14 protein-coding genes are annotated in these 25191 nt (G+C 73.3%); 10 read left to right on the plus strand and 4 right to left on the minus strand.

Annotated elements, in window-relative coordinates; genetic code table 11:
- Positions 1-24 precede the first annotated feature (24 nt).
- On the minus strand, positions 25-2622 hold the full coding sequence (gene glgP / locus LIX60_RS08940; RefSeq protein ID WP_227957968.1) for an alpha-glucan family phosphorylase: 2598 nt from the start codon (positions 2620-2622) through the stop codon (positions 25-27).
- Positions 2623-2780: 158 nt separating this feature from the next.
- Here glgP and LIX60_RS08945 point away from each other — a divergent pair, with 158 nt between their 5' ends.
- The 6 genes from LIX60_RS08945 (at position 2781) to glgB (ending at position 14705) form a co-directional block, all read left to right on the plus strand.
- Positions 2781-4676 carry a rhamnogalacturonan lyase gene (locus LIX60_RS08945; protein ID WP_308101132.1) on the plus strand — a complete coding sequence of 632 codons (1896 nt, stop codon included), beginning with the start codon at positions 2781-2783 and terminating at the stop codon, positions 4674-4676.
- Between the two features lie 127 nt (positions 4677-4803).
- Positions 4804-6075: a S8 family peptidase gene (locus LIX60_RS08950; RefSeq protein WP_227957969.1), complete on the plus strand. Its 1272-nt coding sequence runs from the start codon at positions 4804-4806 to the stop codon at positions 6073-6075.
- 440 nt (positions 6076-6515) lie between these two features.
- Positions 6516-8513, plus strand: a complete 1998-nt coding sequence (locus LIX60_RS08955) for an alpha-1,4-glucan--maltose-1-phosphate maltosyltransferase (RefSeq protein WP_227957970.1) — start codon at positions 6516-6518, stop codon at positions 8511-8513.
- Positions 8510-10312 (plus strand): maltose alpha-D-glucosyltransferase, encoded by a 1803-nt coding sequence (gene treS, locus LIX60_RS08960; RefSeq protein ID WP_227957971.1) that lies wholly within the window; start codon positions 8510-8512, stop codon positions 10310-10312. The genes LIX60_RS08955 and treS overlap by 4 nt, the downstream gene beginning before the upstream one ends.
- A 242-nt stretch (positions 10313-10554) precedes the next feature.
- Complete coding sequence (locus LIX60_RS08965; protein ID WP_227957972.1) at positions 10555-12225, plus strand: maltokinase; 1671 nt, start codon at positions 10555-10557, stop codon at positions 12223-12225.
- A complete protein-coding gene (gene glgB, locus LIX60_RS08970) occupies positions 12222-14705 on the plus strand; it encodes a 1,4-alpha-glucan branching enzyme (RefSeq protein ID WP_227957973.1) in 2484 nt (827 codons plus the stop codon). Before LIX60_RS08965 ends, glgB begins: the two co-directional genes overlap by 4 nt.
- A gap of 278 nt (positions 14706-14983) precedes the next feature.
- Here glgB and LIX60_RS08975 read toward each other — a convergent pair whose 3' ends face one another.
- Positions 14984-16462 carry a cation:dicarboxylate symporter family transporter gene (locus LIX60_RS08975; protein WP_374117831.1) on the minus strand — a complete coding sequence of 493 codons (1479 nt, stop codon included), beginning with the start codon at positions 16460-16462 and terminating at the stop codon, positions 14984-14986.
- A gap of 240 nt (positions 16463-16702) precedes the next feature.
- Between LIX60_RS08975 and LIX60_RS08980 the strand changes: the two genes are divergently transcribed.
- Both LIX60_RS08980 and LIX60_RS08985 read left to right on the plus strand, forming a co-directional pair.
- Positions 16703-18379 carry a sensor histidine kinase gene (locus LIX60_RS08980; protein ID WP_227957974.1) on the plus strand — a complete coding sequence of 559 codons (1677 nt, stop codon included), beginning with the start codon at positions 16703-16705 and terminating at the stop codon, positions 18377-18379.
- A gap of 32 nt (positions 18380-18411) precedes the next feature.
- Positions 18412-19101 (plus strand): response regulator, encoded by a 690-nt coding sequence (locus tag LIX60_RS08985; RefSeq protein WP_227957975.1) that lies wholly within the window; start codon positions 18412-18414, stop codon positions 19099-19101.
- Between the two features lie 161 nt (positions 19102-19262).
- Here the strand turns inward: LIX60_RS08985 and LIX60_RS08990 are convergent, their stop codons facing one another.
- Together LIX60_RS08990 and LIX60_RS08995 are read right to left on the minus strand one after the other, a co-directional pair.
- Positions 19263-19982 carry a DUF4142 domain-containing protein gene (locus LIX60_RS08990; protein WP_227957976.1) on the minus strand — a complete coding sequence of 240 codons (720 nt, stop codon included), beginning with the start codon at positions 19980-19982 and terminating at the stop codon, positions 19263-19265.
- Positions 19983-20149: 167 nt separating this feature from the next.
- Positions 20150-21175, minus strand: coding sequence for an ATP-dependent 6-phosphofructokinase (locus LIX60_RS08995; RefSeq protein WP_227957977.1), 1026 nt, complete (start codon positions 21173-21175; stop codon positions 20150-20152).
- A 333-nt stretch (positions 21176-21508) separates the two neighbouring features.
- On the opposite strand from LIX60_RS08995, the gene pta reads away from it, so the two are divergent.
- Both pta and LIX60_RS09005 read left to right on the plus strand, forming a co-directional pair.
- Positions 21509-23872, plus strand: a complete 2364-nt coding sequence (pta, locus tag LIX60_RS09000) for a phosphate acetyltransferase (protein ID WP_227957978.1) — start codon at positions 21509-21511, stop codon at positions 23870-23872.
- The gene (locus tag LIX60_RS09005; protein ID WP_227957979.1) at positions 23869-25146 is read left to right on the plus strand and encodes an acetate kinase; all 1278 of its coding nucleotides are present in this window, start codon (positions 23869-23871) and stop codon (positions 25144-25146) included. Before pta ends, LIX60_RS09005 begins: the two co-directional genes overlap by 4 nt.
- Positions 25147-25191 lie beyond the last annotated feature (45 nt).

Consider the following 25191-nt stretch of genomic DNA (forward strand, 5'->3'; position numbering starts at 1 on the left):
GGCACATCCGTGCCGCGCGGTTCTCTACCGCAGCAGCACACCCGCCTCCTCGCCCGTGGCCTCCGCCGGTACGGCCATCAGCCCGAGTTCCGCACCGCTCGCCAGCAGCCGGTGCGAGGGCAGCACCCGCACGGTGAACCCGAAGGGGCCGGTCCGCTCCAGGGTGAGCTCCCCCTCGTACGGCCACCGCCCCTCGGCGTCCGCGGCACCGGCCGGTTTGAGCGGTACGGTCCGGCCCGCGGTGATCCGGTCCTCGCCGTCCACGCGCCCGGCGACGGCCTGTACCTCCACGTCCTCCGGGACGAGCCGGTCCAGCGCCACCCGCACCCGCAGCGACAGCACCGAGCCCAGCTCCGCGCTGCCGCCGTTCCCGCCGGCCGTGGCCGCCTCCACCCGGCCGACGGAGACCCGCGGCCAGGCCGCCCGCACCGTCGCCTTCCAGGCCGCCAGCTCGCGCGCGGCGTCCGGGCCGAGCCGCCGGTGCGCGCGGGCCGCCGGGGTGTAGAGCTCCCGGACGTATTCCTCGACCATGCGGCCGGCCAGCACCTTCGGCCCGAGATCGGCCAGGGTGCGCCGGACCATCCCGATCCAGCGGTCCGGCAGCCCGTCCGGGCCCCGGTCGTAGAAGAGCGGGGTGACCCGCTGCTCCAGCAGTTCGTAGAGGGCGTGCGCCTCCAGGTCGTCGCGCCGGTCCTCGCCGGTGGCCGGGTCGTCGGCGGTCGGGATGGCCCAGCCGAAGTCCGGCTCGAACCACTCGTCCCACCAGCCGTCCAGCACCGACAGATTGAGGCAGCCGTTGAGAGCCGCCTTCATCCCGGAGGTGCCGCAGGCCTCCAGCGGCCGGAGCGGGTTGTTCAGCCAGACGTCGCAGCCCGGGTAGAGCTGCTGCGCCATCGCCATGCCGTAGTCGGGCAGGAAGACGATCCGGTGCCGCACCCGCGGGTCGTCCGCGAACCGGACCAGCTCCTGCACCAGCCGCTTGCCGCTGTCGTCCGCGGGGTGCGCCTTGCCGGCGACGACGATCTGCACCGGCCGCTCGGGGTGGAGCAGCAGCTCCGTCAGCCGCTCCCGGTCGCGGAGCATGAGGGTGAGCCGCTTGTACGAGGGCACGCGGCGGGCGAAGCCGATGGTGAGGACGTCCGGGTCCAGCACCCCGTCGATCCAGCCGAGTTCGGCCGCCGCCGCGCCGCGCTGCCGCCAGGAGGCGTACAGCCGTTCCCGTACCTCCGCCACCAGCCGTTCGCGGAGCGTGCGCCGCAGCGCCCAGAGGGCGTCGCCGGGCAGGGTCTGCGCCCCGCCGTTCCCGGCGCCGGCCCGGAGCACCTCGGGTGCGGTCCAGGTCGGGCCGTGGACGCCGTTGGTGACGGAGGTGATGGGCACCTCGCCGGCGTCGAAGCCGGGCCACAGGCCGGCGAACATCTCCCGGCTGACGCCGCCGTGCAGCCGCGAGACACCGTTGGCGCGCTGCGCGAGCCGCAGGCCCATCACGGCCATGTTGAAGACGCCCGGCTCACCGCCCGGATAGGTCTCCCTGCCGAGTTCCAGGACGCGGGCGGCGTCCACGCCGGGCAGCTCGCCGTCGTCGCCGAAGTGGCGGGCGACGAGCTCCCGGTCGAAGCGGTCGATCCCGGCCGGCACGGGGGTGTGGGTGGTGAAGACCGTCCCGGCGCGCACGGCCTCCAGGGCGGCGTCGACGTCGAGTCCGCCGTGTTCCTCTTCGCCCAGCTCGCGTACGCGTTCGAGGCCGAGGAAGCCGGCGTGGCCCTCGTTGGTGTGGAAGACCTCGGGCTCCGGGTGTCCGGTGATGCGGCAGTAGGCGCGGACGGCGCGGACCCCGCCGATGCCGAGCAGCATCTCCTGCAGCAGCCGGTGCTCGCTGCCGCCGCCGTAGAGACGGTCGGTCACCTGGCGCTCGCGGGGCTCGTTCTCCTCGGTGTCGGAGTCGAGCAGCAGCAGCGGCACCCGGCCGACCCGGGCCTCCCGGACGACGGCGTGCAGCGTACGGCCGCCGGGCAGGGCGAGGGTCACCCGGCACGGCCGGCCGCCGGGCTCGCGGAGCAGGCCCAGCGGCAGCTCGTCCGGGTCGAGCAGCGGGTACTGCTCCTGCTGCCAGCCGTCGCGGGAGAGCGACTGCCGGAAGTAGCCGTGCCGGTAGAGCAGTCCCACCCCGATGAGCGGTACGCCCAGGTCGCTCGCGGTCTTGAGGTGGTCCCCGGCGAGGATGCCGAGCCCGCCGGAGTACTGGGGCAGGGCGCCGGTGATGCCGAACTCGGGGGAGAAGTAGGCGACGGCCGAGGGCAGCCCGTCACCGGCCGCCGCACCCGCGGCGGTCTGGTACCAGCGGGGGCCGGTGAGGTACTCCCGCAGCCCGTCGGCAGCGGTGGTGAGGCGCCGCAGAAAGGCGCCGTCGGAAGCCAGGCTCTCCAGCCGCGCGGCGGACACGCCGCCGAGCAGCCGGACGGGGTCGCCGCCCGCGGCCGGCCAGGCCTCGGGATCGACGGCCCGGAACAGCTCACGGGTCTCGGGATGCCAGGACCAGCGCAGGTTCCGCGCCAGTTCGCTGAGCGGTCGTAGGGGTTCCGGAAGGACGGGACGCACGCTGAATCGACGAATGGCCTTCACAGGTCGACCGTAGCGGCGACCACCGGCTCCCTTCGCGCACATTCACACGTTCCGTCCAGAACTCACCGGCCCGTGGTGAAAACGGTGACCGCACGCCCTCTGTTGCCGCTCGCCGATCCGAGGATGATAGAAAGCCCTTTCCCCCACAAGGAGGTCCGATGGGACCCGCAGACCCCCACCCGCCGGGACCCCGCCGCCCGGCCCCGTACCGCCGGTTATCCGCGCTGGCCGGCGCGGGTGTCGCGGCGGTTCTGGCGGCATCCGGCCTGACCGCCGAGGCGGCCCCGGCGCCCGCCGCGGCGGCCCGTCAGATGGAGCAACTGGACCGCGGCCTGGTAAGCGTGTACACCGCTTCGGGCAACCTGGTGAGCTGGCGCTGGCTGGCCACCGACCCGGACGACGTGGCGTTCAACGTCTACCGCGGGGACACCAAGGTGAACTCCTCGCCCGTCACGGACTCCACCAACTTCCTCGACGAGGGCGCGCCGGCCTCGGCCGACTACACGGTCCGCGCGGTGACCGGCGGCGTGGAGCAGCCGGCCTCCGGACACGCGGTCCAGTTCCGCGCCGGCTACCGCGACATCCCGCTCTCCCCGCCGTCCGGAGGCACCACGCCCGACGGCGTGTCGTACACCTACGAGGCCAATGACGCCTCCGTGGGCGACCTCGACGGCGACGGCACCCTGGACTTCGTCCTCAAGTGGCAGCCCACCAACGCCAAGGACAACTCCCAGTCCGGCCACACCGGCAACACGGTCATCGACGGCATCAGGCAAGACGGCACCCGGCTCTGGCGGATCGACCTGGGCCGCAACATCCGCTCCGGCGCGCACTACACCCAGTTCCAGGTGTACGACTACGACGGCGACGGCCGGGCCGAGGTCGCCATGAAGACCGCGGACGGCAGCCGGGACGGCACCGGGGCGGTGATCGGCAGTTCGTCCGCCGACCACCGCAACTCCTCCGGCTACGTCCTCGCCGGCCCGGAGTACCTGACCGTGTTCGACGGCCGGACCGGCGCCGCGCTGGACACCGCCGACTACGTGCCCGCGCGCGGGAACGTCGGCTCCTGGGGCGACACCTACGGCAACCGCGTCGACCGCTTCCTCGCCGGGACCGCGTACCTCGACGGCACCCGGCCCAGTCTGGTGATGGCGCGCGGCTACTACACCCGTACGGTGATCGCCGCCTGGGACTTCCGGAACGGCGCCCTCACCCGCCGCTGGACCTTCGACACCAACAGCTCCACCAACGCCGGCCGGGGCTACGACGGGCAGGGCAACCACGCGCTGACGGTCGGGGACGTCGACGGGGACGGCCGGGACGAGATCGTCTACGGCGCGATGACCGTGGACGACAACGGCGCCGGGCTGTGGACCACGCGGCTCGGCCACGGCGACGCGGCCCACCTCGGCGATCTGGTGCCGTCCCGCCCGGGCCTGGAGTACTACAAGGTCTCCGAGGACTCCGCCAAGCCCGGCTCCTGGATGGCCGACGCGCGGACCGGCCAGGTCCTGTGGCAGACGGCGCCCGCCGGCGACAACGGCCGCGGCGTCTCCGGCGACATCTGGGCCGGCAGCCCGGGGGCCGAGTCCTGGTCCTCCGCCGACGGCGCGCTGCTCTCCGCGTCGGGTTCCCCGCTCGGCCGCAAGCCGTCCAGTGCCAACTTCCTCTCCTGGTGGGACGGCGACCCCGTCCGGGAACTGCTCGACGGCACGCGGATCGACAAGTACGGCACCGGCGGGGAGAACCGGCTGCTGACCGGTTCGGGCGTCGCCTCGAACAACGGCACCAAGGCCACCCCGGTGCTCTCCGGCGACATCCTCGGCGACTGGCGCGAGGAGGTCGTCTGGCGCACCTCGGACAACCGGGCGCTGCGGGTGTACTCCACCCCGCACCGGACGGACCGCCGGATCACCACCCTGCTGCACGACGCGCAGTACCGCACCGCGCTCGCCTGGCAGAACACCGCCTACAACCAGCCGCCGCACCCGGGGTTCTTCATCGGTGACGGGATGGCGGTCCCGCCCCGGCCGGAGGTCACCGCACCGTAAACCGGTACGGACCCGTCACGGGAGGCGCCGAGCGGGGGCGGAGTGATCGATTCCGCCCCCGCGAACCTCTTGCCCGGAGCCCTGCCGCACGAGACGCTGCAGGTCACCACAGGAGAGGTTCATCTTCATGGCGCATATATCTGATCGACCGTCAGCCGACGGTTCACAGAACGACGTTCCCACCCCCCACACGCGGCGCCCCGTCAGAGGACGCCGTGTCACGACCGCGATCGCCGCCGTCACCTTCCTGCTGTCCCCCCTCGCGTTCTCCGCCCACGCCGCCGACGCGGCGGCACCGACGGGCCGCATCCTCGGTGCCGGCGCGCCGGACGCCGTGAGCGGCAGTTACATCGTCAGCCTCAAGCCGGGTCGGGGCCTCACCGCGCGGTCCGACGCCGGGCGGGAGCTGGCCCGGAAGTACGGCGCGACGATCCGCCACACCTACGGCAGCGCTCTCAACGGCTACTCCGTGCGGCTCTCCGAGGCACAGGCGAAGCGCCTCGCGGCCGATCCCGCCGTCGCCTCGGTGTCGCAGGACGCCAGGGTGCGGATCGCCGCGGCCCAGCCGGACCCGCCCTCCTGGGGCCTGGACCGCATCGACCAGAGCGACCTCCCGCTCGACGACTCCTACACCCCACCCGCCGGCGGCGGTTCGGGCGTGACGGCGTATGTGATCGACGCCGGTGTCAGCACCGGCCACCAGGACTTCGGCGGCCGGGCGAGCAGCGGCTGGGACTTCGTCGACGGCGACGCCGACGCCCAGGACGGCCACGGGCACGGCACCCATGTCGCGGGCACCATCGCCGGTACCTCGCACGGGGTCGCCAAGCAGGCCGATGTCGTCGGGGTCAGGGTCCTGGACGACGAGGGCTCCGGCACCATCGCCCAGGTGATCGCGGGCATCGACTGGGTCGCGAAGAACGCGGAGAAGCCGGCGGTGGCCAACATGAGCCTGGGCGGCATCCTCAACGCGCAGCTGGACGACGCCGTACGGGGCGCCATCGCCTCCGGGGTGACGTTCACCGTGGCGGCCGGCAACAACGGCCTGCCGACGCTGCTCTTCTCCCCGGCCCGGGTCACGGAGGCCATCACCGTCGGCGCGACCGACAGGACCGACGCCCGCGCGAGCTTCTCCAACTGGGGCCCGGGCGTGGACGTGTTCGCCCCCGGCGTGGACATCACCTCGGCCTGGCACACCTCCGGCAGCGCCACGAACACCATCTCCGGCACCTCGATGGCGGCTCCGCACGCCGCGGGCGCGGCCGCGCTCCACCTCGACGACCACCCGGCCGACGCGCCGGCGGCGGTCGAGAAGGCGCTGACGGACGGCGCGGCCCAGGGCAGGATCAGCGGCGCGGGCCTCGGCTCGCCGAACCGTCTGCTCCAGGTCGGCGACTGACGCACCGTCCGCCCCGCTCCGCCCGGCGCACCGCCGGAGGAGCCGCGGTACGGGGCCGGCTCTCCCTCCTCAGCCGTGCTTCACCGGCAGAGCCCTCCCGGCCGCACCACCGGCCCCTCGGGGCACACCCGCACCAGCACCGGACCGGCCCGTGACCCCGGCACACCGCCACCGTCACGGGCCGGTCCAGTTTTTACCTTTCGGGCCCCGATCGGAGGCCATCACCGTCATGTCCGGCGCCGGGCGGGGGCAGACTCCACCGATAAGCGGCGCCACGCTCCCCGCACCACCCGGCGCCGCCCACCGGCTCGCACAGTCACCCACGTGAGTGAACGCGGACAGGAGCGCCCATGCCCGCAACCGGCCAGTCGTCCATGGAGCATATAGAAAGAACAAAAGCCCGCAGAGTGGCTCGAACCGCTACGCCCCCAGGTGATCCCATGATCGGACGCATCCCCGTGCTCGACATCCGCCCGCTGGTCGACTGCGGGCGGCGGCCGGCCAAGGCGGTGGCCGGCGAGAGCTTCGAGGTCACCGCGACGGTCTTCCGGGAGGGCCACGACGCGGTCGCCGCCAATGTGGTCCTGCTGGACCCCTCCGGCCGTCCCGGCCCCTGGACCCCGATGCGCGAACTCGCGCCCGGCACCGACCGCTGGGGCGCCCGGGTCACCCCGGACTCCGAGGGCCCGTGGAGCTTCACCGTCGAGGCGTGGAGCGACCCGGTCACCACCTGGCGCCGCCACGCCGGGATCAAGATCCCGGCCGGCATCGACACCGAACTCGTCCTCGCCGAGGGCGCCGCCCTCCACGAGAGAGCCGCCGTCGACGTCCCCAAGCGGGCCGGCCGGGAAGCCGTCCTGCGCGCCGTGGACGCGCTGCGCGACCGGGACCTCTCCCCCGCCGACCGGCTCGCCGCGGCCCTCGCCGAGGACGTCTCCGCGGCCCTCGCCCGCCATCCGCTGCGCGAACTGCTCACCCAGTCCCGCCAGGTGCCGCTGCTCGTGGAGCGCCGCCGCGCGCTCTACGGCTCCTGGTACGAGTTCTTCCCGCGCTCCGAGGGCGCCGTCACCGCCCCCGGCGAACCGCCCGTCGGCGGCACCCTCCGGACCGCCGCCGAGCGGCTGCCCGCCATCGCCGCGATGGGTTTCGACGTCGTCTACCTGCCGCCCGTCCACCCGATCGGCACCTCGTACCGCAAGGGCCCGGACAACACCCTCACGGCCGGCCCGCACGACGTCGGCTCCCCCTGGGCGATCGGCTCCGCGGAGGGCGGCCACGACGCCCTCCACCCGGATCTCGGCACCTTCGAGGACTTCGACCACTTCGTGGCCCGGGCCCGGGCGCTGCGCATGGAGGTGGCGCTCGACTTCGCCCTGCAGTGCTCGCCGGACCACCCCTGGGTGCGCGAGCATCCGTCCTGGTTCCACCACCGGGCCGACGGCTCCATCGCCTTCGCCGAGAACCCGCCCAAGAAGTACCAGGACATCTATCCGGTGGCGTTCGACGCCGACATGACCGGCATCGTCCGCGAGACCCTGCGCATCCTGCGGCTGTGGATGGACCACGGGGTGCGGATCTTCCGGGTGGACAACCCGCACACCAAGCCCGTGATGTTCTGGGAGCGGGTCATCGCCGACATCAACCGCCGCGACCCGGACGTCATCTTCCTCGCCGAGGCGTTCACCCGCCCGGCGATGATGCGCACCCTGGCGGCCATCGGCTTCCAGCAGTCGTACACCTACTTCACCTGGCGCGAGACCAAGGAGGAACTGACCGCCTACCTCACCGAGCTCTCCGGCGACGCGGCCGCCTGCATGCGGCCCAACTTCTTCGCCAACACCCCCGACATCCTCCCCGGCCACCTCCAGGAGGGCGGCCGGCCCGCCTTCGAGGCGCGGGCCGTGCTCGCCGCCACCCTCTCCCCCACCTGGGGGATCTACTCCGGCTACGAGCTGTGCGAGAACACCCCGGCGCGCCCCGGCAGCGAGGAGTACCTGCACTCGGAGAAGTACGAACTGCGGCCCCGCGACTGGGAGGCGGCCGAGCGGGAGGGACGGACCATCGCCCCGCTGATCACCCGGCTCAACCGGATCCGCCGCCGCCACCCGGCTCTCCAGCAGCTCCGGGACCTGCGTTTCCACCATGCGGACAACGACGCGGTGATCGCCTACTCGAAACGTACTCACGGCGACAGCCCCGATGTCGTACTCACGGTCGTGAACCTCGACCCGCACCACACCCAGGAGGCGACGGTCTCGTTGCACATGCCGGAACTCGGCCTCGACTGGCACGAGTCCGTCCCGGTGCGCGACGAGCTCACCGGCGAGACCTACCACTGGGGCAGGGACAACTACGTGCGTCTGGAACCGGGGCTCCGGCCGGCGCACGTGTTCACCCTGCGACCGTCCTCACCGATCGGAGGGTCACCCACATCATGATCGTCAACGAGCCCGTCCAGGACACCTTCGAGGACACACCGGCGCAGGACCGCGATCCCGACTGGTTCAAGCGCGCCGTCTTCTACGAGGTGCTGGTCCGCTCCTTCCAGGACAGCAACGGCGACGGCATCGGCGACCTCAAGGGCCTCACGGCCAAACTCGACTATCTGCAGTGGCTCGGCGTGGACTGCCTCTGGCTGCCGCCGTTCTTCAAGTCTCCGCTGCGGGACGGGGGTTACGACGTCTCCGACTATCTCGCGGTGCTCCCCGACTTCGGGGACCTCGCCGACTTCGTCGAGTTCGTCGACGCCGCCCACCAGCGCGGTATGCGGGTCATCATCGACTTCGTCATGAACCACACCAGCGACCAGCACGAGTGGTTCCAGGAGTCGCGCCGCAACCCGGACGGCCCCTACGGCGACTACTACGTCTGGGCCGACGACGACAAGCAGTACCAGGACGCCCGGATCATCTTCGTCGACACCGAAGCCTCCAACTGGACCTTCGACCCCGTGCGCCAGCAGTACTACTGGCACCGCTTCTTCTCCCACCAGCCGGACCTCAACTTCGAGAACCCGGCCGTCCAGGAGGAGATCATCTCCGCCCTGCGCTTCTGGCTGGACCTCGGCATCGACGGCTTCCGGCTGGACGCCGTGCCCTATCTCTACGCCGAGGAGGGCACCAACTGCGAGAACCTGCCGCGGACCCACGACCTCCTCAAGCGGGTCCGCGCCGAGATCGACGCGCACTACCCCGACACCGTGCTGCTCGCCGAGGCCAACCAGTGGCCCGAGGACGTCGTCGACTACTTCGGCGACTTCGAGAAGGGCGGCGACGAGTGCCACATGGCGTTCCACTTCCCGGTCATGCCGCGCATCTTCATGGCGGTGCGCCGCGAGTCGCGCTACCCGGTCTCGGAAATCCTGGCCAAGACCCCGGCCATCCCCTCCGGCTGCCAGTGGGGCATCTTCCTCCGCAACCACGACGAGCTGACCCTCGAAATGGTCACGGACGAAGAGCGCGACTACATGTACTCCGAGTACGCCAAGGACCCGCGGATGCGCGCCAACATCGGCATCCGCCGCCGGCTGGCCCCGCTGCTCGACAACGACCGCAACCAGATCGAGCTGTTCACCGCCCTGCTGCTCTCCCTCCCCGGCTCGCCGATCCTCTACTACGGCGACGAGATCGGCATGGGCGACAACATCTGGCTCGGCGACCGGGACGCGGTCCGCACCCCGATGCAGTGGACCCCCGACCGCAACGCCGGCTTCTCCTCCTGCGACCCGGGCCGGCTCTTCCTGCCGACCATCATGGACCCGGTCTACGGCTACCAGGTGACCAACGTCGAGGCGGCCATGAGCAGCCCCTCCTCGCTGCTCCACTGGACCCGGCGGATGATCGAGATCCGCAAGCAGAACCCGGCCTTCGGGCTCGGCTCGTACAGCGAACTGCCGTCCAGCAACCCGGCGGTGCTCGCCTTCCTCCGGGAGACCCCGGGGCCGGGCCAGGAGGACGACGACCTGGTGCTGTGCGTCAACAACTTCTCCCGTTTCGCCCAGCCCACCGAGCTGGACCTGCGGGCGTTCGCCGGGCGCCATCCCGTGGAGCTGATCGGCGGGGTGCGCTTTCCCGCCATCGGGGAACTCCCCTATCTGCTCACGCTCGCCGGCCACGGCTTCTACTGGTTCCGGCTCCGCCGGTCCGCGGCCCCGGTGGCCGCGGACGCACCGGCGGGCGGTGACGTCCCGGGCGCGCCGCGCACCGGCGAGGTCCCGCGCCCGCTCAACGGCGGCTGACGGCACCGGTCACCGCTGTTACGGCCCCGCGGCGGGGCGGTTACGACCGGATTCACCGGTTTTCACCGCCCCGCCCCGGGCAGGCTCTCCTCTACGCACCCCAGTCCGCACAGTGCATAGGCCAATCGCCTTACCTGATCGGACGATCCTCACCCGACACGTCCCGCACCGCCGGACAGCAATTGCCGCAATCCGGGACACTCTGCGCATCTACGGTGTGCCCGGGGAAAGGACGCGACGCCATGTCGGAGGGCTCGATCCGCGCCAACCCGTACAGCACGCCCCGCACCACCGTCACCGCCCCGGACTCACCTGCGGACCGTGCGGCGGACGCACCGGACCGGCCGCCCGCGCCGGAGCAGAACGAGCCGACGGACACCCGGACCCCCGCCGGACCACCCGGCCGGGTCCGCACCACCACCCGTTCGCTGCTCCCCTCGCTCGTCCCCCTCCTCCGCTCATGGCTGCCCCGGCAGCGCTGGTTCGCCGGCAAGGGCAACCCGATCACGGGCTTCTCCCTGGTCTCCGCCACCGAGATCCTGCCGTGCACCGCGGGCGGCGCCGCCCCCGGACTGCTCCATCTCCTCGTCCGCGCCCAGCAGCGGCCCGGCACCGCCGACTGCTACCAGCTCCTCATCGGCATCCGCTCCACCCTCCCCCCGCACCTCGCGCACACCCTGATCGGCCGCCCCGCCGAGGGCCCGCTCCACGGCCACACCGTCTATGAGGCCCTGGCCGACCCGCGCCTGGCCGGGCTGCTCCTGGAGCGGCTGCGCGTCCCCGGCCGGCTCGGCGCGCTCCGCTTCACCCGCGCCCCCGGCACCGCCATCGCCTCCGGGCTCGCCCCCCGGCTGATCACCGCCGAGCAGTCCAACTCCTCGGTGGTCTACGGCGACGCGTACATCCTCAAGGTCTTCCGCCGCATCGGTACCGGCGTCAACCCCGACCTCGAACTCCCGCTGGCCCTCGCCCGGGCCGGCTGCGAACGCGTCCCGCACCCCACCGCCTGGTTCGAGGCCGACCCGGGGGTGGAGGCCGCGGCCGGCGCCGGGCTCGCCTCCATCCCCGCCGACGACCCGGCCGGCGGGCCGCTCACCCTCGGCATCCTCCAGCCCTTCCTGCCCGGCTCCGCCGACGGCTGGCAGCTCGCTCTCAACTCCCTCTCCGTACACGCCGACTTCACCGGCGCCGCGCACGCCCTCGGCCGCGCCACCGCCGAGGTGCACACCGCCCTCGCCGAGGCCCTGCCGACCGCCGTCCTGCGCCGGCCGCAGATCGAGCACATCGCGGGCGGCATGACCGAACGGCTGGAGGCCGCCGCGTCCGCCGTCCCCGCGCTGCGCCCGTACCGCGAACCGCTGCGCGCCGCCTACGACGAGCTCGCCGCCCTCGGCGACCGCGGCCGCACCTGGCACGCCCAGCGGATACACGGTGACCTCCACCTCGGCCAGGCCCTCCGCAGCGCGCACGACGGACGCTGGTCCCTCATCGACTTCGAGGGCGAGCCGGCCCGGCCGATCTCCGAACGCCGCCGGCTGCAGCCCGTGGCCCGGGACATCGCCGGCATGCTCCGCTCCTTCGACTACGCGGCCCGCACCCACCAGCCCGCGTCCGGCGGCGCCCCCGGCTGGTCCCGGCAGTGGTCCCGGCAGAACCGCGCGGCCTACTGCGGCGGCTACGCGGAGGCCGCCGGGACCGATCCGCGCGACGAACCCGAACTCCTGCGCGCCTACGAGACGGACAAGGCCGTCTACGAGGTGCTGTACGAGGCGCGCCACCGCCCCGACTGGCTCCCGGTGCCGATGGCGGCGATCCGCCGCCTCGCCGGGCAGCGGGAGGACGCGCCGCCTCCGGCCCGGGTTCCCGCGTACGAACGCCCGTTCCCCACTCCTCCGAGGAGGACTCAGTCGTGACCGCTCGTCCGCCGTCCCCGTCCGGCCCCTCCGGCGACTCCACCGAGCAGCAGCCCGGGACCACGGCCGCCGAACCGGCCGCCCGGCCGGGCCGCAGCCGTGCCAAGGCGTCCGGCACCGCGCCACGGCGAGCCGCCGCGCCCCGGACTCCGGCCGCGCCCCGGACGCCGGCCGCACCACGGCAGGCCGGGCCAGCGCCGGGCCCCGGTGCCACCGAGGGCGGGACGGGACGGCCGTCCGCCTCCTCCCCCCGTGCCGTCCGTCCCGCGCCGCTCGACCCCGCCGACCGGCAGCGTCTCCTCGACGGCACGCACCACGACCCGCACGCCCTGCTGGGGGCCCGTCCCCTGCCGGAGGGCGGTGTCCTCGTCCGCGCGCTGCGCCCGTACGCCCACGCCGTGACGGTCGTGGCCGGCAGTGGTCCGGAGGCCGGCCCCGGCACCGGTCTGCACTCCGAGGGCGACGGCCTCTTCGCGGGTGTCCTGCCGCTCGACGCGGTTCCGGAGGACTACCGGCTGCTGGTCTCCTACGGCGACCCGGGCGCCCCCGAGGTGCTGGAGCAGCACGACCCGTACCGCTTCCTGCCCGCTCTCGGCGAGTTCGACCTGCATCTGATCCACGAGGGGCGCCACGAACGGCTGTGGGAGGCGCTCGGCGCGCAGCCGATGACCCACGGGGGCGTCGCCGGCACCCGGTTCACCGTCTGGGCACCCAACGCCCGCGGTGTGCGCGTCACCGGTGACTTCACCTGCTGGAACGGCACCTGCTACCCGATGCGCTCGCTCGGCGGCAGCGGCGTCTGGGAGCTGTTCGTGCCCGGGGTCGGCGAGGGCGCCCTCTACAAGTTCGACATCGCCGGGCCCGACGGAGCGCACAGCCTGCGCGCCGACCCGATGGCCCGGCGCACCGAGTGCCCGCCCGCCACCGCCTCGATCGTCACCGCCTCCGCGTACCGGTGGGGGGACGAGGAGTGGATGCGCCGCCGCGCCGGGCGCCGCGTCCACCAGGCGCCGTTCTCGGTCTACGAGGTGCATCCGGCGTCCTGGCGGCCCGGGCTGGGCTACCGGCAGCTCGCGGAGCAACTGCCCGCGTACGTCAAGGAGCTGGGGTTCACGCACGTCGAGCTGATGCCGGTCGCCGAACACCCCTTCGGCGGCTCCTGGGGCTACCAGGTCACCTCCTACTACGCGCCGACCGCCCGGCTGGGCACCCCGGACGACTTCCGGTATCTGGTGGACGCCCTGCACCGGGAGGGCATCGGGGTCATCGTCGACTGGGTGCCCGCGCACTTCCCCAAGGACGCGTGGGCGCTCGCCCGGTTCGACGGCACACCGCTCTACGAGCCCGCCGACCCGCGGCGCGCCGAGCACCCCGACTGGGGCACGCTGACCTTCGACTACGGGCGCACGGAGGTCCGCAACTTCCTGGTCGCCAACGCCGTGTACTGGTGCGAGGAGTTCCACATCGACGGCCTGCGGGTCGACGCGGTGGCGTCCATGCTCTACCTGGACTACTCGCGGGAGGGCGGCGCGTGGGTGCCCAACCAGCACGGGGGCCGGGAGAACCTCGACGCCGTGGCCTTCCTGCAGGAGATGAACGCGACCGTCTACCGGCGCTGCCCCGGCGTCGTCACCATCGCGGAGGAGTCCACGGCCTGGGACGGCGTCACCCGGCCCACGCACGTCACCGGCCCGAACGGCCTGGGCGGTCTGGGCTTCGGCCTGAAGTGGAACATGGGCTGGATGCACGACTCGCTGGGGTACATGGCGCGCGAGCCCGTGCACCGCAAGTACCACCACCACGAGATGACCTTCTCGATGGTGTACGCGTACAGCGAGAACTATGTGCTGCCCATCTCCCACGACGAGGTGGTGCACGGCAAGGGCCCCCTGGTGAACAAGATGCCCGGCGACTGGTGGCAGCGGCGCGCCGGCCACCGCGCGTACCTGGGCTTCATGTGGGCCCACCCGGGCAAGCAACTCCTCTTCATGGGACAGGAGTTCGCGCAGGGCGCGGAGTGGTCGGAGGCGCACGGGCCGGAGTGGTGGCTGATGGACGACACCTACGCGGCGGCCGGTGACCACCGGGGCGTCCGCGACCTGGTCCGCGATCTCAACCACGTCTACACCGCCGAGCCGGCGCTCTGGGAGCGGGACACCGATCCGTCCGGCTTCAGCTGGATCGAGGGCGACGCGGCGGAGGACAACGTCTTCGCCTTCCTCCGGCTGGCCGCGGACGGGTCGCCGCTGCTGTGCGTCAGCAACTTCTCCCCGGTGGTGCGCCGGGACTACCGGCTCGGGGTGCCGAGCGAACCCACCGGCTGGCAGGAGGTCCTCAACACCGACGAGGCCCGCTACGGCGGCAGCGGCGTCGGCAACCCGGACCCCCTCAAGCCGGAGGCGTCCCCCTGGCACGGCCGGCGCGTCAGCGTCCAGGCCACGCTGCCGCCGCTGGCGACGGTCTGGCTGCGGCCGGTCTGACGGGATCTGGCGGGAGGCGCCGGAACCGGCGGGGTGCGGTCCGGCACCGCGAGGGCTCATGGGGCTCGTACGGGTTCGCCCGTGCGGGCCCTCGGCCGTGCCGGCCCTCGGCCGTGCGGGCGGACGCGGTCCGGCTCGCGGACCGCACGGGGTGACGCCCCTCCGGCAGCCAGGGGAAACAGCCGGAGGGGCGTCGGGGGAGATGGTTTGGGGCGGGTGCGCCCGGGTCCGTGGGAGGGAACCGCGGGCCGGTCGCGGTGGACCCGGGCGCCGGCCCGTCAGACGCCCACCGGCTCCTTCGTCCCGCCGGGGTGGTCAGGTCCCGGGTGGGAGGAGGATTCCGGAGCACTGCGGGCGTCATCCGTACGGTGGCCGGGGTCCCGGCCGGGGCCGGCCGCGGGGCCGGACTCGTGGTCCTGGTCGTGGGCGTGGTCCGGGTCGTGGGCGTGGTCGTCGACGAACGTCTGCTCGTCGAACGGGAGGTGTCCGGCGAGGACCTTGCCCGCCCGGTCCCGGTCGATCTCCTTCGTCCAGGTGCCGACCAGGACCGTCGCCACGGCGTTGCCCGCGAAGTTGGTCAGGGCGCGGGCCTCGCTCATGAAGCGGTCGATGCCGACGATGAGGCCGACGCCGTCGACCAGTTCCGGGCGGTGGGACTGGAGCCCGCCCGCCAGGGTGGCCAGGCCGGCGCCGGTCACGCCGGCCGCCCCCTTGGAAGCGATGATCATGAAGACGAGCAGGGAGATCTGCTGGCCGAGGGAGAGCGGGTCGCCCATCGCCTCGGCGACGAAGAGCGAGGCCATCGTGAGGTAGATCGCCGTGCCGTCGAGGTTGAAGGAGTAGCCGGTCGGCACCGTGATGCCGACGACCGGCTTGCTGACGCCCAGGTGTTCCATCTTGGCGATGAGACGCGGCAGGGCGGACTCCGAGGAGGAGGTCGAGACGATCAGCAGGAACTCGCGGCCGAGATACCGGAGCAGGGTGAGGATGTTGACGCCCGCGACGATCCTCAGCAGCGCGCCGAGGACGACGAAGACGAAGACCGCGCAGGTGGTGTAGAAGCCGATCATGACGACGGCGAGGGACTTCAGCGCGCCGACACCCGTCTCGCCGACCACCGCCGCGATGGCGCCGAAGGCCCCGACCGGCGCCACCCACATGATCATCGCCAGCACCCGGAAGACCAGCCGCTGGAGGTGGCCGATGCCGCGGAGCAGCGGCTCCCCGGCGGTGCCCATGGCCTGCAGGGCGAAGCCGGTGAGGAGCGCGATGAGCAGGGTCTGCAGCACCTCCCCCTCGGTGAAGGCCGAGACCATGGTGGTGGGGATGATGCCGAGCAGGAAGTCGGTGGTGGACTCACTGGCGCCCGCGGCCTGGGCCTCGCCGGCGCTGCGCGCGGACTCGGTCAGGTCCAGGGTGACGCCGGGGAGCATGTTGCCGACGACCAGGCCGATGGCGAGCGCCACGGTCGACATGATCATGAAGTAGCCGAGGGCGAGACCGCCGACGGCGCCGACCTTCGCGGCTTTGCGTACCGATCCGACGCCGAGCACGATCGTGCAGAAGATGATCGGGGAGATCATCATCTTGATCAGTCCGACGAAGCCGGTGCCGAGCGGCTTCAGCTCGGCGGCCACCCCCGGCGCCGCGAAGCCGAGGAGGATGCCGGCCAGCACGGCGGCGATGACGGCGAGGTACAGATAGTGGGTTCTGTCCCGTCGCACCCGGCGGCTCTCAGGTGGGGCTTGTTCGGCCACGGTGGTCCTCCTGCGTCGTGATTCCCGGTCGTTCGCGCCGCTTCCGGTGCCGTCCCACCCGTCCCGCGCTCCGGCCCGGCGTCCCGGCGACTATCCACCAGCGGGTGACCCGGGTCACGGTTGTGTTCATTGAGTTCGCGGACGGCGCCGGTCCGCTACGGAGCGCGCGGGCGCCGGGACGGAACGGAGGGGGGCCCGCACCCCTGCCGGTCCCCGGGACACACCGGGCAGACTGGGCGCATGCGTGTTCCCCGCCCCCGGAGCCTGGCCGGCCAGCTCTTCGCCATGCAGGTCGTGCTGGTCGCCGTCGTGGTGGCGGGATACGCGGTGTTCACCTACGTCACGGACCTGCGGCAGACCGAGGAGACGGCGCGGCTGCGGGCGATGACGGCGGCGCGGGCGATCGCCGCGTCACCGTCCGTCCCGGAGGCGATCCGCGGCGAGGACCCGACGGCGGTGCTGCAGCCGTACGCGGAGACCGTCCGCCGCGACACCGGGGTCGCCTTCGTCACGATCATGGACCCGGACGGCATCCGCTGGACGCATCCGGACCCGGAGCGGATCGGCGAGGAGTTCCTGGGCCACACCGGCCCGGCACTCGCGGGACGCACCTTCTCCGAGACGTACACCGGCACCCTCGGCCCGTCGGTGCGGGTGGTGACGCCGATCCGGGACGGCGGCCGGGTGGTGGGCCTGGTGAGCGCCGGGATCACGGTGGAGCGGATCAGCGCCGAGGTCCGCCGGCAGATGGCCGTGCCGGCGGGGGTGGCGCTGGGGGCGCTGGTGCTCGGCGGCCTCGGCACCTACGTCATCAACGCCCGGCTGCGCCGCCATACGCACGGGATGAACGCCGCGGAGCTGAGCCGGATGCACGATTACCACCAGGCGGCGCTGCACGCGGTCCGCGAGGGGCTGCTGATGCTGGACGGGCAGCGGCGGATCGCACTGGTCAACGACGGGGGACGGGAACTGCTGGGGCTGGGCCCGGACGCCGTGGGCCGCCGCGTCACCGAGCTCGGGCTGCCCCCGTCGCTGACCGGGGCGCTGCTGGCCTCGGAGCCCCGGGTGGACGAGGTCCATCCCACGGCCGAGCGGATCGTGGTGGTGAACACCTCGCCGGTCTCGGGCGGGGAGCGGCGCGGCACGGTCGTCACCCTGCGGGACCACACCGAGCTCCAGGCGCTCTCCGGGGAGCTGGACTCGGTGCGCGGCTTCGCGGAGGCGCTGCGGTCGCAGGCGCACGAGGCGGCGAACCGGCTGCACGCGGTGGTGTCGCTGATCGAGCTGGGCCGCGCGGACGAGGCCGTGCGGTTCGCGACGGAGGAGCTGGAGCTGGCGCAGGCGCTGACGGACCGGGTGGTGGCGGCCGTGGGCGAGCCGGTGCTGGCGGCCCTGCTGCTCGGCAAGGCGGCGCAGGCGAGCGAGCGGGGCGTGGAGCTGACCCTGGCCCCGGAGAGCCGGATCGACGACGGCGTGCTGCCGCCGGAGCTGCCGCCGCGCGACCTGGTGACAATCCTCGGCAATCTGATCGACAACGCGGTGGAGGCGGCCGGCGGGGAGAGCTCCGGCACGGGGGGCCGGGAGCGGCGCCCGCGGGTGACCGTGACCGCACGGGCCGCGGACGGCGAACTGCTGCTGCGGGTGCGGGACACCGGTCCCGGCATCACCCCGGAGGCCCTGGACGGCATGTTCGAACGCGGCTGGACGACGAAGGCGGCACGGCGCCTCGGCGCGGAGGGCGCCACGGGACGCGGGATCGGTCTGGCGCTCGTCCGGCAGGCGGTGCGCCGCAACGGCGGGACGATCGAAGCGGCGCCGGCGGACGGCAGGGGCGGCGGCGCGGCCGGTGGCGACGGCGGCGGCGCGGAGTTCACCGTACGGCTGCCGCTGGCGGCCGTGGCGGGGGCGGCCCGGTGAGCGGGGAGGGCTCGGGGAGCGGGGGCGGCCCGGTGAGCGGGCGCGCGCCGATCCGGGTGCTGGTGGTCGAGGACGATCCGGTGGCCGCGGACGCGCACGCGCTCTACGTCGGCCGGGTGCCCGGCTTCGAGGTGGCCGGCACGGTGCACTCCGGATCGGCGGCGCGGCGTCACCTGGAGCGGGACCCGGTGGACCTGCTGCTGCTCGATCTGTATCTGCCGGACGGCCACGGGCTGGGGCTGCTGCGCTCCCTGCGCGCCGCGGGCCGGACGGCGGACGTGATCGCGGTGACCTCCGCGCGCGACCTGGCGGTGGTGCGGGAGGGTGTGTCGCTCGGCGTCGTCCAGCATGTGCTGAAGCCCTTCGCCTTCGCGACCCTCCGCGAACGGCTCGTGCGCTACGCCGAGTTCCGTGCGGCGGCGGGGGAGGCGAGCGGGCAGGAGGAGGTGGACCGCGCGCTGTCCGCCCTGCGCGCACCGTCACCCCCGGCGCTGCCGAAGGGGCTCAGCGGCCCGACCCTGGAGTCGGTCACCCGGGCACTGCGCGGCGCGGACCGGAGCGGGATCACGGCGCAGGCGGCCGGTGAGGCGGTGGGGATCTCCCGGATCACGGCCCGCCGCTACCTGGAACACCTGGTGGACTCCGGACGGGCCGAACGGCGGCCGCAGTACGGCCAGGTCGGGCGGCCGGAGCTGTACTACCGCTGGCTGAGCCCTGCGTGAACGGCCGGGCCCTCACCGGCCGTTCGTCTCCGCGCCCGGTCTCCCGGCGGGCGCCCGCGCGGGAGCGGCCCGGCCGGCCCCGCCAACGCCGCCGGGCGGTACGGCCGGCCGTTGCCGGCGCCGTACCGCCCGGAGCGGGGACCGTGGCACGGGGTGGCGCGCTACTTCGTCACGGCGGCCTCGACCTCGGCGAACGTCTCGGAGTCCACCAGACCGGTGTCCTCCAGGACCTCCAGGTGGTCCAGCACGGTCTGGTTGGCCTGCCGCGCATGACGGCGGATCAGATCGTTCTGCGTCGAGGCGCGCACCTCGCCGATGACGGCGAAGATCTTGCCGTGCGAGGCCCGCAGCACGTTGGCGAAGAGCTTGTCGAACTCGGCGCCCTTGGCGGCCTTCAGCTGCCGGACCCACTCCTGCTGCTCGGCCGTGGCCTGGTCGGGGATCTGCACCCCGAGGAGCTTGGCATCCTCGCGGACGAGCTGGTCCAGCTTGGAATGGCCGTCGACGAGGTGCAGCCCGGCGCGCTTGACCGCCTCGCTGGAGGCGTTGGTCTGGGCCAGCCGCCCGGCGGGGATCTCCCACAGCCCGGCCTGGCGCACGGATGACAGGAACTTCTTGTCCACCTCGGTGACGGTCCCGATGTCACCCGCGGCGGCCCCGTTCTGCGCCTGCCCCTGCGCCTGTCCGTCGGCGCCGACGGCGGCGTCGGCCCCCGCCTGGGGCGCTCCCGCGACCGGGCTCGCCTCCTCGTTGGCCTGGCTGCTGGTGGTCTGCAGGTTGATCAGTACGGGTATGAGTGCCAGTACGGCGACGATCGCTAGGGCGATGGCCGCCGTGCGCATCGACACTCTGGGCTTCTCGGCCCGGCGGTTGCTGCGCACGGTGCCTCCTCCTGGGGACGGGTGTTCCATCCCATACGGAGGGGGCGGCGCGGGTGTTCACCGTCCCGGCGGGGCAATCGGATTGCCCTTCCCCACGCGGCGTCCGGACCCGGAAGGGCACCCGGGGGCGACCGCACGGCCCCGCCCCGACAGCCCGACAGCCAGTCCTAGTAGACGGACTCCGCCTCGCGCATCCGGTGCTCCGGAACCGTCTTCAGCTCCGACACGGCCTCGGCCAGGGACACCAGGCGGATGTCGTTGCCGCGCAGCGCGGTCATCATGCCGAACTCCCGCCGGTGCGCGGCCTCCACGGCGTGCCAGCCGAAGCGGGTGGCGAGGACGCGGTCGAACGCGGTCGGGGTGCCGCCGCGCTGGACGTGGCCGAGGATGACGGGGCGGGCCTCCTTGCCGATCCGGCGTTCCAGTTCGGCGGCGAGGCGGTTGCCGATCCCGGTGAAGCGCTCGTGCCCGTACTGGTCGATCTGGCCCTTCTCGTACGGCATGGAACCCTCGGCCGGGTGCGCGCCCTCGGCGACGCAGACGACGGCGAACTTCTTCCCGCGGGAGAAGCGTTCCTCGATCATCTCGCAGAGCTTGTCGAGCTGGAACGGCCGTTCGGGCAGGCAGATGCCGTGGGCACCGCCCGCCATGCCCGACTCCAGGGCGATCCAGCCCGCGTGCCGGCCCATCACCTCGACGACCATGATGCGCTGGTGCGACTCGGCGGTGGTCTTCAGCCGGTCCAGTGCCTCGGTGGCGACGCCGACGGCGGTGTCGAAGCCGAAGGTGCGGTCGGTGGCCGAGATGTCGTTGTCGATGGTCTTCGGCACGCCCACGACCGGCATCCCCGCGTCGGAGAGCATCCGGGCCGCGGTGAGCGTGCCCTCGCCGCCGATCGGGAGGAGCGCGTCCAGGCCCAGTTCACCGCAGAGCTCCTCGGCGTGGTCGCAGGCCTCGTCGAGCCGGCCGCGCTCCAGCCGGGCGGAGCCGAGGATGGTGCCGCCGCGGGAGAGGATGCCGCTGACCGCGTCCAGGTCCAGCTTCCGGTAGCGCCGTTCGAGCAGTCCCTTGAACCCGTCTTCAAAACCGATGACCTCGTCGCCGTGGCCGACCACGGCGCGGTGCACCACGGACCGGATCACAGCGTTCAGTCCGGGGCAGTCGCCGCCTGCGGTGAGGACTCCGATGCGCATGGTGCTGTGTCTCCTGTGGTGGGATTTCCGGTCCGGAAGTGGGGGGAGATACGGATGTGTCAATCCGATTGTTCCACGCCCGGCGGGCCGGTGACGCTTCCAGCCGTCCGGACGAGCGCCTTACCGATCGGTACGGATAGTGTCAAGACGAGCGCTCGCCACGCGGGGGTTATTCACCCTGCGGGCCGGTGAGGCTTCCCCGTGCCCGGTCTTCGTACGCACGGGGGCGGCGGCCCGGAAGCATGGGGCACCAGCGGGACGGGCAGCCGCGAGCGAGAACGAGGCGTGAACCCGGCGGGACCGGCCGGGACGAGCGAGGAACGGAGAGCACGCGTGACGCGCAGCGTGTACGTCACCGGGATCGACCGGGGCGACGGCCGCCAGGTCGTCGAGCTGGGGGTGATGGAGCTCCTGACCCGCCACGTGGACCGGGTGGGCGTCTTCCGCCCGCTGGTGCACGACGGACCGGACCGGCTCTTCGAACTGCTCCGCGCCCGCTACCGGCTGTTGCAGGACGCCGGGTCGGTCTACGGCATGAGCTACGAGGCGGCGGCCGCTCTCCAGGCGGAGCGCGGCACCGACGAACTGGTGTCCCATCTGGTGGACCAGTTCCACGCCATGGCGCGGGACTACGAGTTCGTCCTCGTCCTGGGCACCGACTACGCCGAGACGGGCGTCCCCGCGGAGCTCAACCTCAACGCCCGGCTCGCCAACGAGTTCGGCGCCGCGCTGATCGCCGTCGTCGGCGGGCAGAAGCAGCCGGCCGAGTCCGTACGGGCCGAGGTGCACAACGCGTACGCCGCCTTCGACTCCCTGGGCTGCGACGTCGTCGCCATGATCGCCAACCGGGTGAACCCCGCCGAGCAGCGGGAGATCGCGGCCGGGCTGTCCGCCAAGCTGCCCGTCCCCTGCTACGTCCTGCCGGAGGACAGCTCGCTCTCCGCGCCCACCGTGCAGCAGATCGTGCAGTCCCTGGGCGCGGAGGTGCTGCTCGGCGACGCGGCCGGACTCGCCCGGGACGCCCGGGACTTCGTCTTCGGCGGCGCCATGATGCCGACCTTCCTCGCCGCGCTCACCGAGGGCGCCCTCGTGGTCACCCCCGGGGACCGGGCGGATCTGATCATCGGCGCGCTCGCCGCCCACGCGGCCGGCTCGCCGCCCATCGCGGGGGTGCTGCTCACCCTCGACGAGCGGCCGGGGCCGGACATCATGGCGCTCGCCGAACGGCTCGCACCGGGCACGCCCGTGGTCTCCGTGCCGGGCAAGAGCTTCCCCACGGCGGGCGAACTCTTCGCATTGGAAGGCAAGTTGAACGCCTGGTCGCCGCGGAAGACGGAGACCGCGCTCGGGCTCTTCGACCGGCACGTCGACACGGCCGACCTGACCTCCCGGATCTCGCTGGCCCGCTCCAGCCGCGTCACGCCGATGATGTTCGAGCACGAGCTGATCGAACGGGCCCGGGCGCACCGCCGCCGCGTCGTCCTCCCCGAGGGCACCGAGGAGCGGGTGCTGCGCGCGGCGGACGTCCTGCTCCGCCGCGACATCTGCGACCTGACGCTGCTCGGCGACCCGGAGGCGATCCGCCGGCGCGCCTCCGAACTCACCGTGGACCTGGCGGACGCCCAGCTCATCGACCCCCGCACCTCGCCGCTGCGGGAGCGTTTCGCCGAGCTGTACGCCAAGCTCCGGGCACACAAGGGCGCCGACTACGAGCTGGCGTACGACGTGGTCGCCGACGTCTCGTACTTCGGCACCCTGATGGTCCAGGAGGGGCTGGCCGACGGCATGGTCTCCGGTGCCGCGCACTCCACGGCCGCGACGCTGCGCCCCGGCTTCGAGATCATCAAGACCGCTCCGGGCGCGCACATCGTCAGCTCGGTGTTCTTCATGTGCCTGGCCGACCGGGTGCTCGTCTACGGCGACTGCGCGGTCAACCCGGACCCGGACGCCGAGCAGCTCGCCGACATCGCCATCCAGTCGGCCGGTACGGCCGCCAAGTTCGGCGTGGAGCCGCGGATCGCGATGCTCTCGTACTCCACCGGCACCTCGGGCCACGGCGCCGACGTCGACAAGGTGCGCAAGGCCACCGAACTGGTGCGGGAGCGGCGGCCGGACCTCATGGTCGAGGGGCCGATCCAGTACGACGCCGCCGTGGACGCCACCGTGGCCGCCGCGAAGCTGCCCGGCTCGGAGGTCGCCGGACGGGCCACGGTGCTGGTCTTCCCCGACCTCAACACCGGCAACAACACCTACAAGGCGGTCCAGCGGTCGGCGGGCGCCGTCGCGGTCGGCCCCGTCCTGCAGGGGCTGCGCAAGCCGGTGAACGACCTGTCGCGCGGCGCCCTGGTGCCGGACATCATCACCACGGTGGCGATCACGGCCATCCAGGCCCAGGAGCGGAGCGTCCCGGCCGGGCAGACGGCGGCGGAGGCGCAGCCGGCACCGGCCGCACGGCCCGCGCCCCCGGCAGCGGCGGACCCGGCGCAGCCGGCCCTGGAGCCGCGGCGTTCGCCGCGGGCCCTGGGAACGGGCCCGGGCACTGCCCCGGCCCCCGGCGGCGCGGACGCCGGATCGGCGGAGATCACGCACCAGGCGGAGAGCGCCCACCGGAACGAGAATCCCCGGGAAACCCGGCCCCAGGAGCCCGGGCCCCACACACCCCGGGCCTCCCGGACGCGGAAGGCGCGGCCCGAGTGAGCACCGATTCCGCGGGCCCGGCCCGCTCCACCGCACCCGCGGCGGACCGTCCGGCGGGCACCCGCGTCCTCGTCATCAACTCCGGTTCCTCGTCGGTCAAGTACCAGCTCCTGGACATGGCCGGCCGGACCGGCACGGACGGCACAAAAACAGCCGGCACGGAAACAGCCGGGACGGGCCCGGACGGCACGGGTGCCGTCCGGCTCGCCTCCGGGCTGGTGGAGCGGATCGGCGAGGGCCCCGTCGCCGACCACGCGGCCGCCCTGCGGCAGGCGGCGGCCGAGCTGGACGAGCGCGGGCTGGGCCTGGACTCCCCCGGTCTCGCCGCCGTCGGCCACCGTGTGGTGCACGGCGGCACCCGGTTCACCGAGCCGACGCTGATCACCGACGAGGTGGTGGCGGGGATCGAGGAGCTGATCCCGCTCGCCCCGCTCCACAACCCGGCGAACATCCAGGGCATCAAGGTGGCCCGGGAGCTGCGCCCGGACCTGCCGCAGGTCGCCGTCTTCGACACCGCGTTCCACTCGACGATGCCCGAGTACGCGGCCCGCTACGCGATCGACACCGCCACCGCCGACGCCCACGGGGTGCGCCGCTACGGTTTCCACGGCACCTCGCACGCCTATGTCTCGCGGGCCGCCGCCGCGCTGCTGGGCCGGGAGCCCGCCGAGGTCAACGCCATCGTGCTGCACCTGGGCAACGGCGCCAGCGCCTCCGCCGTCGCGGGCGGGGTGTGCGTGGAGACGTCGATGGGCCTGACGCCGCTGGAGGGGCTCGTCATGGGCACCCGCTCGGGCGATCTGGACCCGGCCGTGATCTTCCATCTGTCCCGGGAGGCGGGGATGTCCACGGACGAGATCGACACCCTGCTCAACAAGCGGAGCGGTCTGCTCGGCCTGTGCGGGGACAACGACATGCGGGAGATCGGGCGCCGGATGGCCGAGGGCGACCGCGCGGCCGGGCTGGCGTTCGAGATCTACGTCCACCGGCTGCGGAAGTACGTGGGCGCGTACACCGCCGTGCTGGGCCGGGTGGACGTCATCGCGTTCACCGCGGGTGTCGGGGAGAATTCGGCTGCCGTACGGGAGGCCGCCATGCGCGGGCTGGAGGCTCTGGGCATCGCACTCGACCCGGTGCGCAACGCCCTGCGCGGGTCGTCCGCCCGGCTGATCTCGGCCGGCGGCAGCAGGACCGCCGTGGCCGTGATCCCCACCGACGAGGAACTGGAGATCGCGAGACAGGCATACGCGCTGGTCGGCGCGGTACGCGACTGAACACGGCCGCGCCCGCCCACCGGGGCTCCGGACGGCGGCCGGGCA

Source organism: Streptomyces sp. S07_1.15 (assembly GCF_020739505.1).
GTDB classification, from domain to species: Bacteria; Actinomycetota; Actinomycetes; order Streptomycetales; family Streptomycetaceae; genus Streptomyces; species Streptomyces xinghaiensis.

Excerpts from the sequence above, each read along its gene's own strand:
- LIX60_RS08945 (WP_308101132.1), top strand. The coding sequence starts at position 2,781 with ATGGGACCCGCAGACCCCCACCCGCCGGGACCCCGCCGCCCGGCCCCG.
- LIX60_RS08950 (WP_227957969.1), top strand. The coding sequence starts at position 4,804 with ATGGCGCATATATCTGATCGACCGTCAGCCGACGGTTCACAGAACGAC.
- LIX60_RS08955 (WP_227957970.1), top strand. The coding sequence starts at position 6,516 with ATGATCGGACGCATCCCCGTGCTCGACATCCGCCCGCTGGTCGACTGC.
- treS (WP_227957971.1), top strand. The coding sequence starts at position 8,510 with ATGATCGTCAACGAGCCCGTCCAGGACACCTTCGAGGACACACCGGCG.
- LIX60_RS08965 (WP_227957972.1), top strand. The coding sequence starts at position 10,555 with ATGTCGGAGGGCTCGATCCGCGCCAACCCGTACAGCACGCCCCGCACC.
- LIX60_RS08980 (WP_227957974.1), top strand. The coding sequence starts at position 16,703 with ATGCGTGTTCCCCGCCCCCGGAGCCTGGCCGGCCAGCTCTTCGCCATG.
- LIX60_RS08995 (WP_227957977.1), bottom strand. The coding sequence starts at position 21,175 with ATGCGCATCGGAGTCCTCACCGCAGGCGGCGACTGCCCCGGACTGAAC.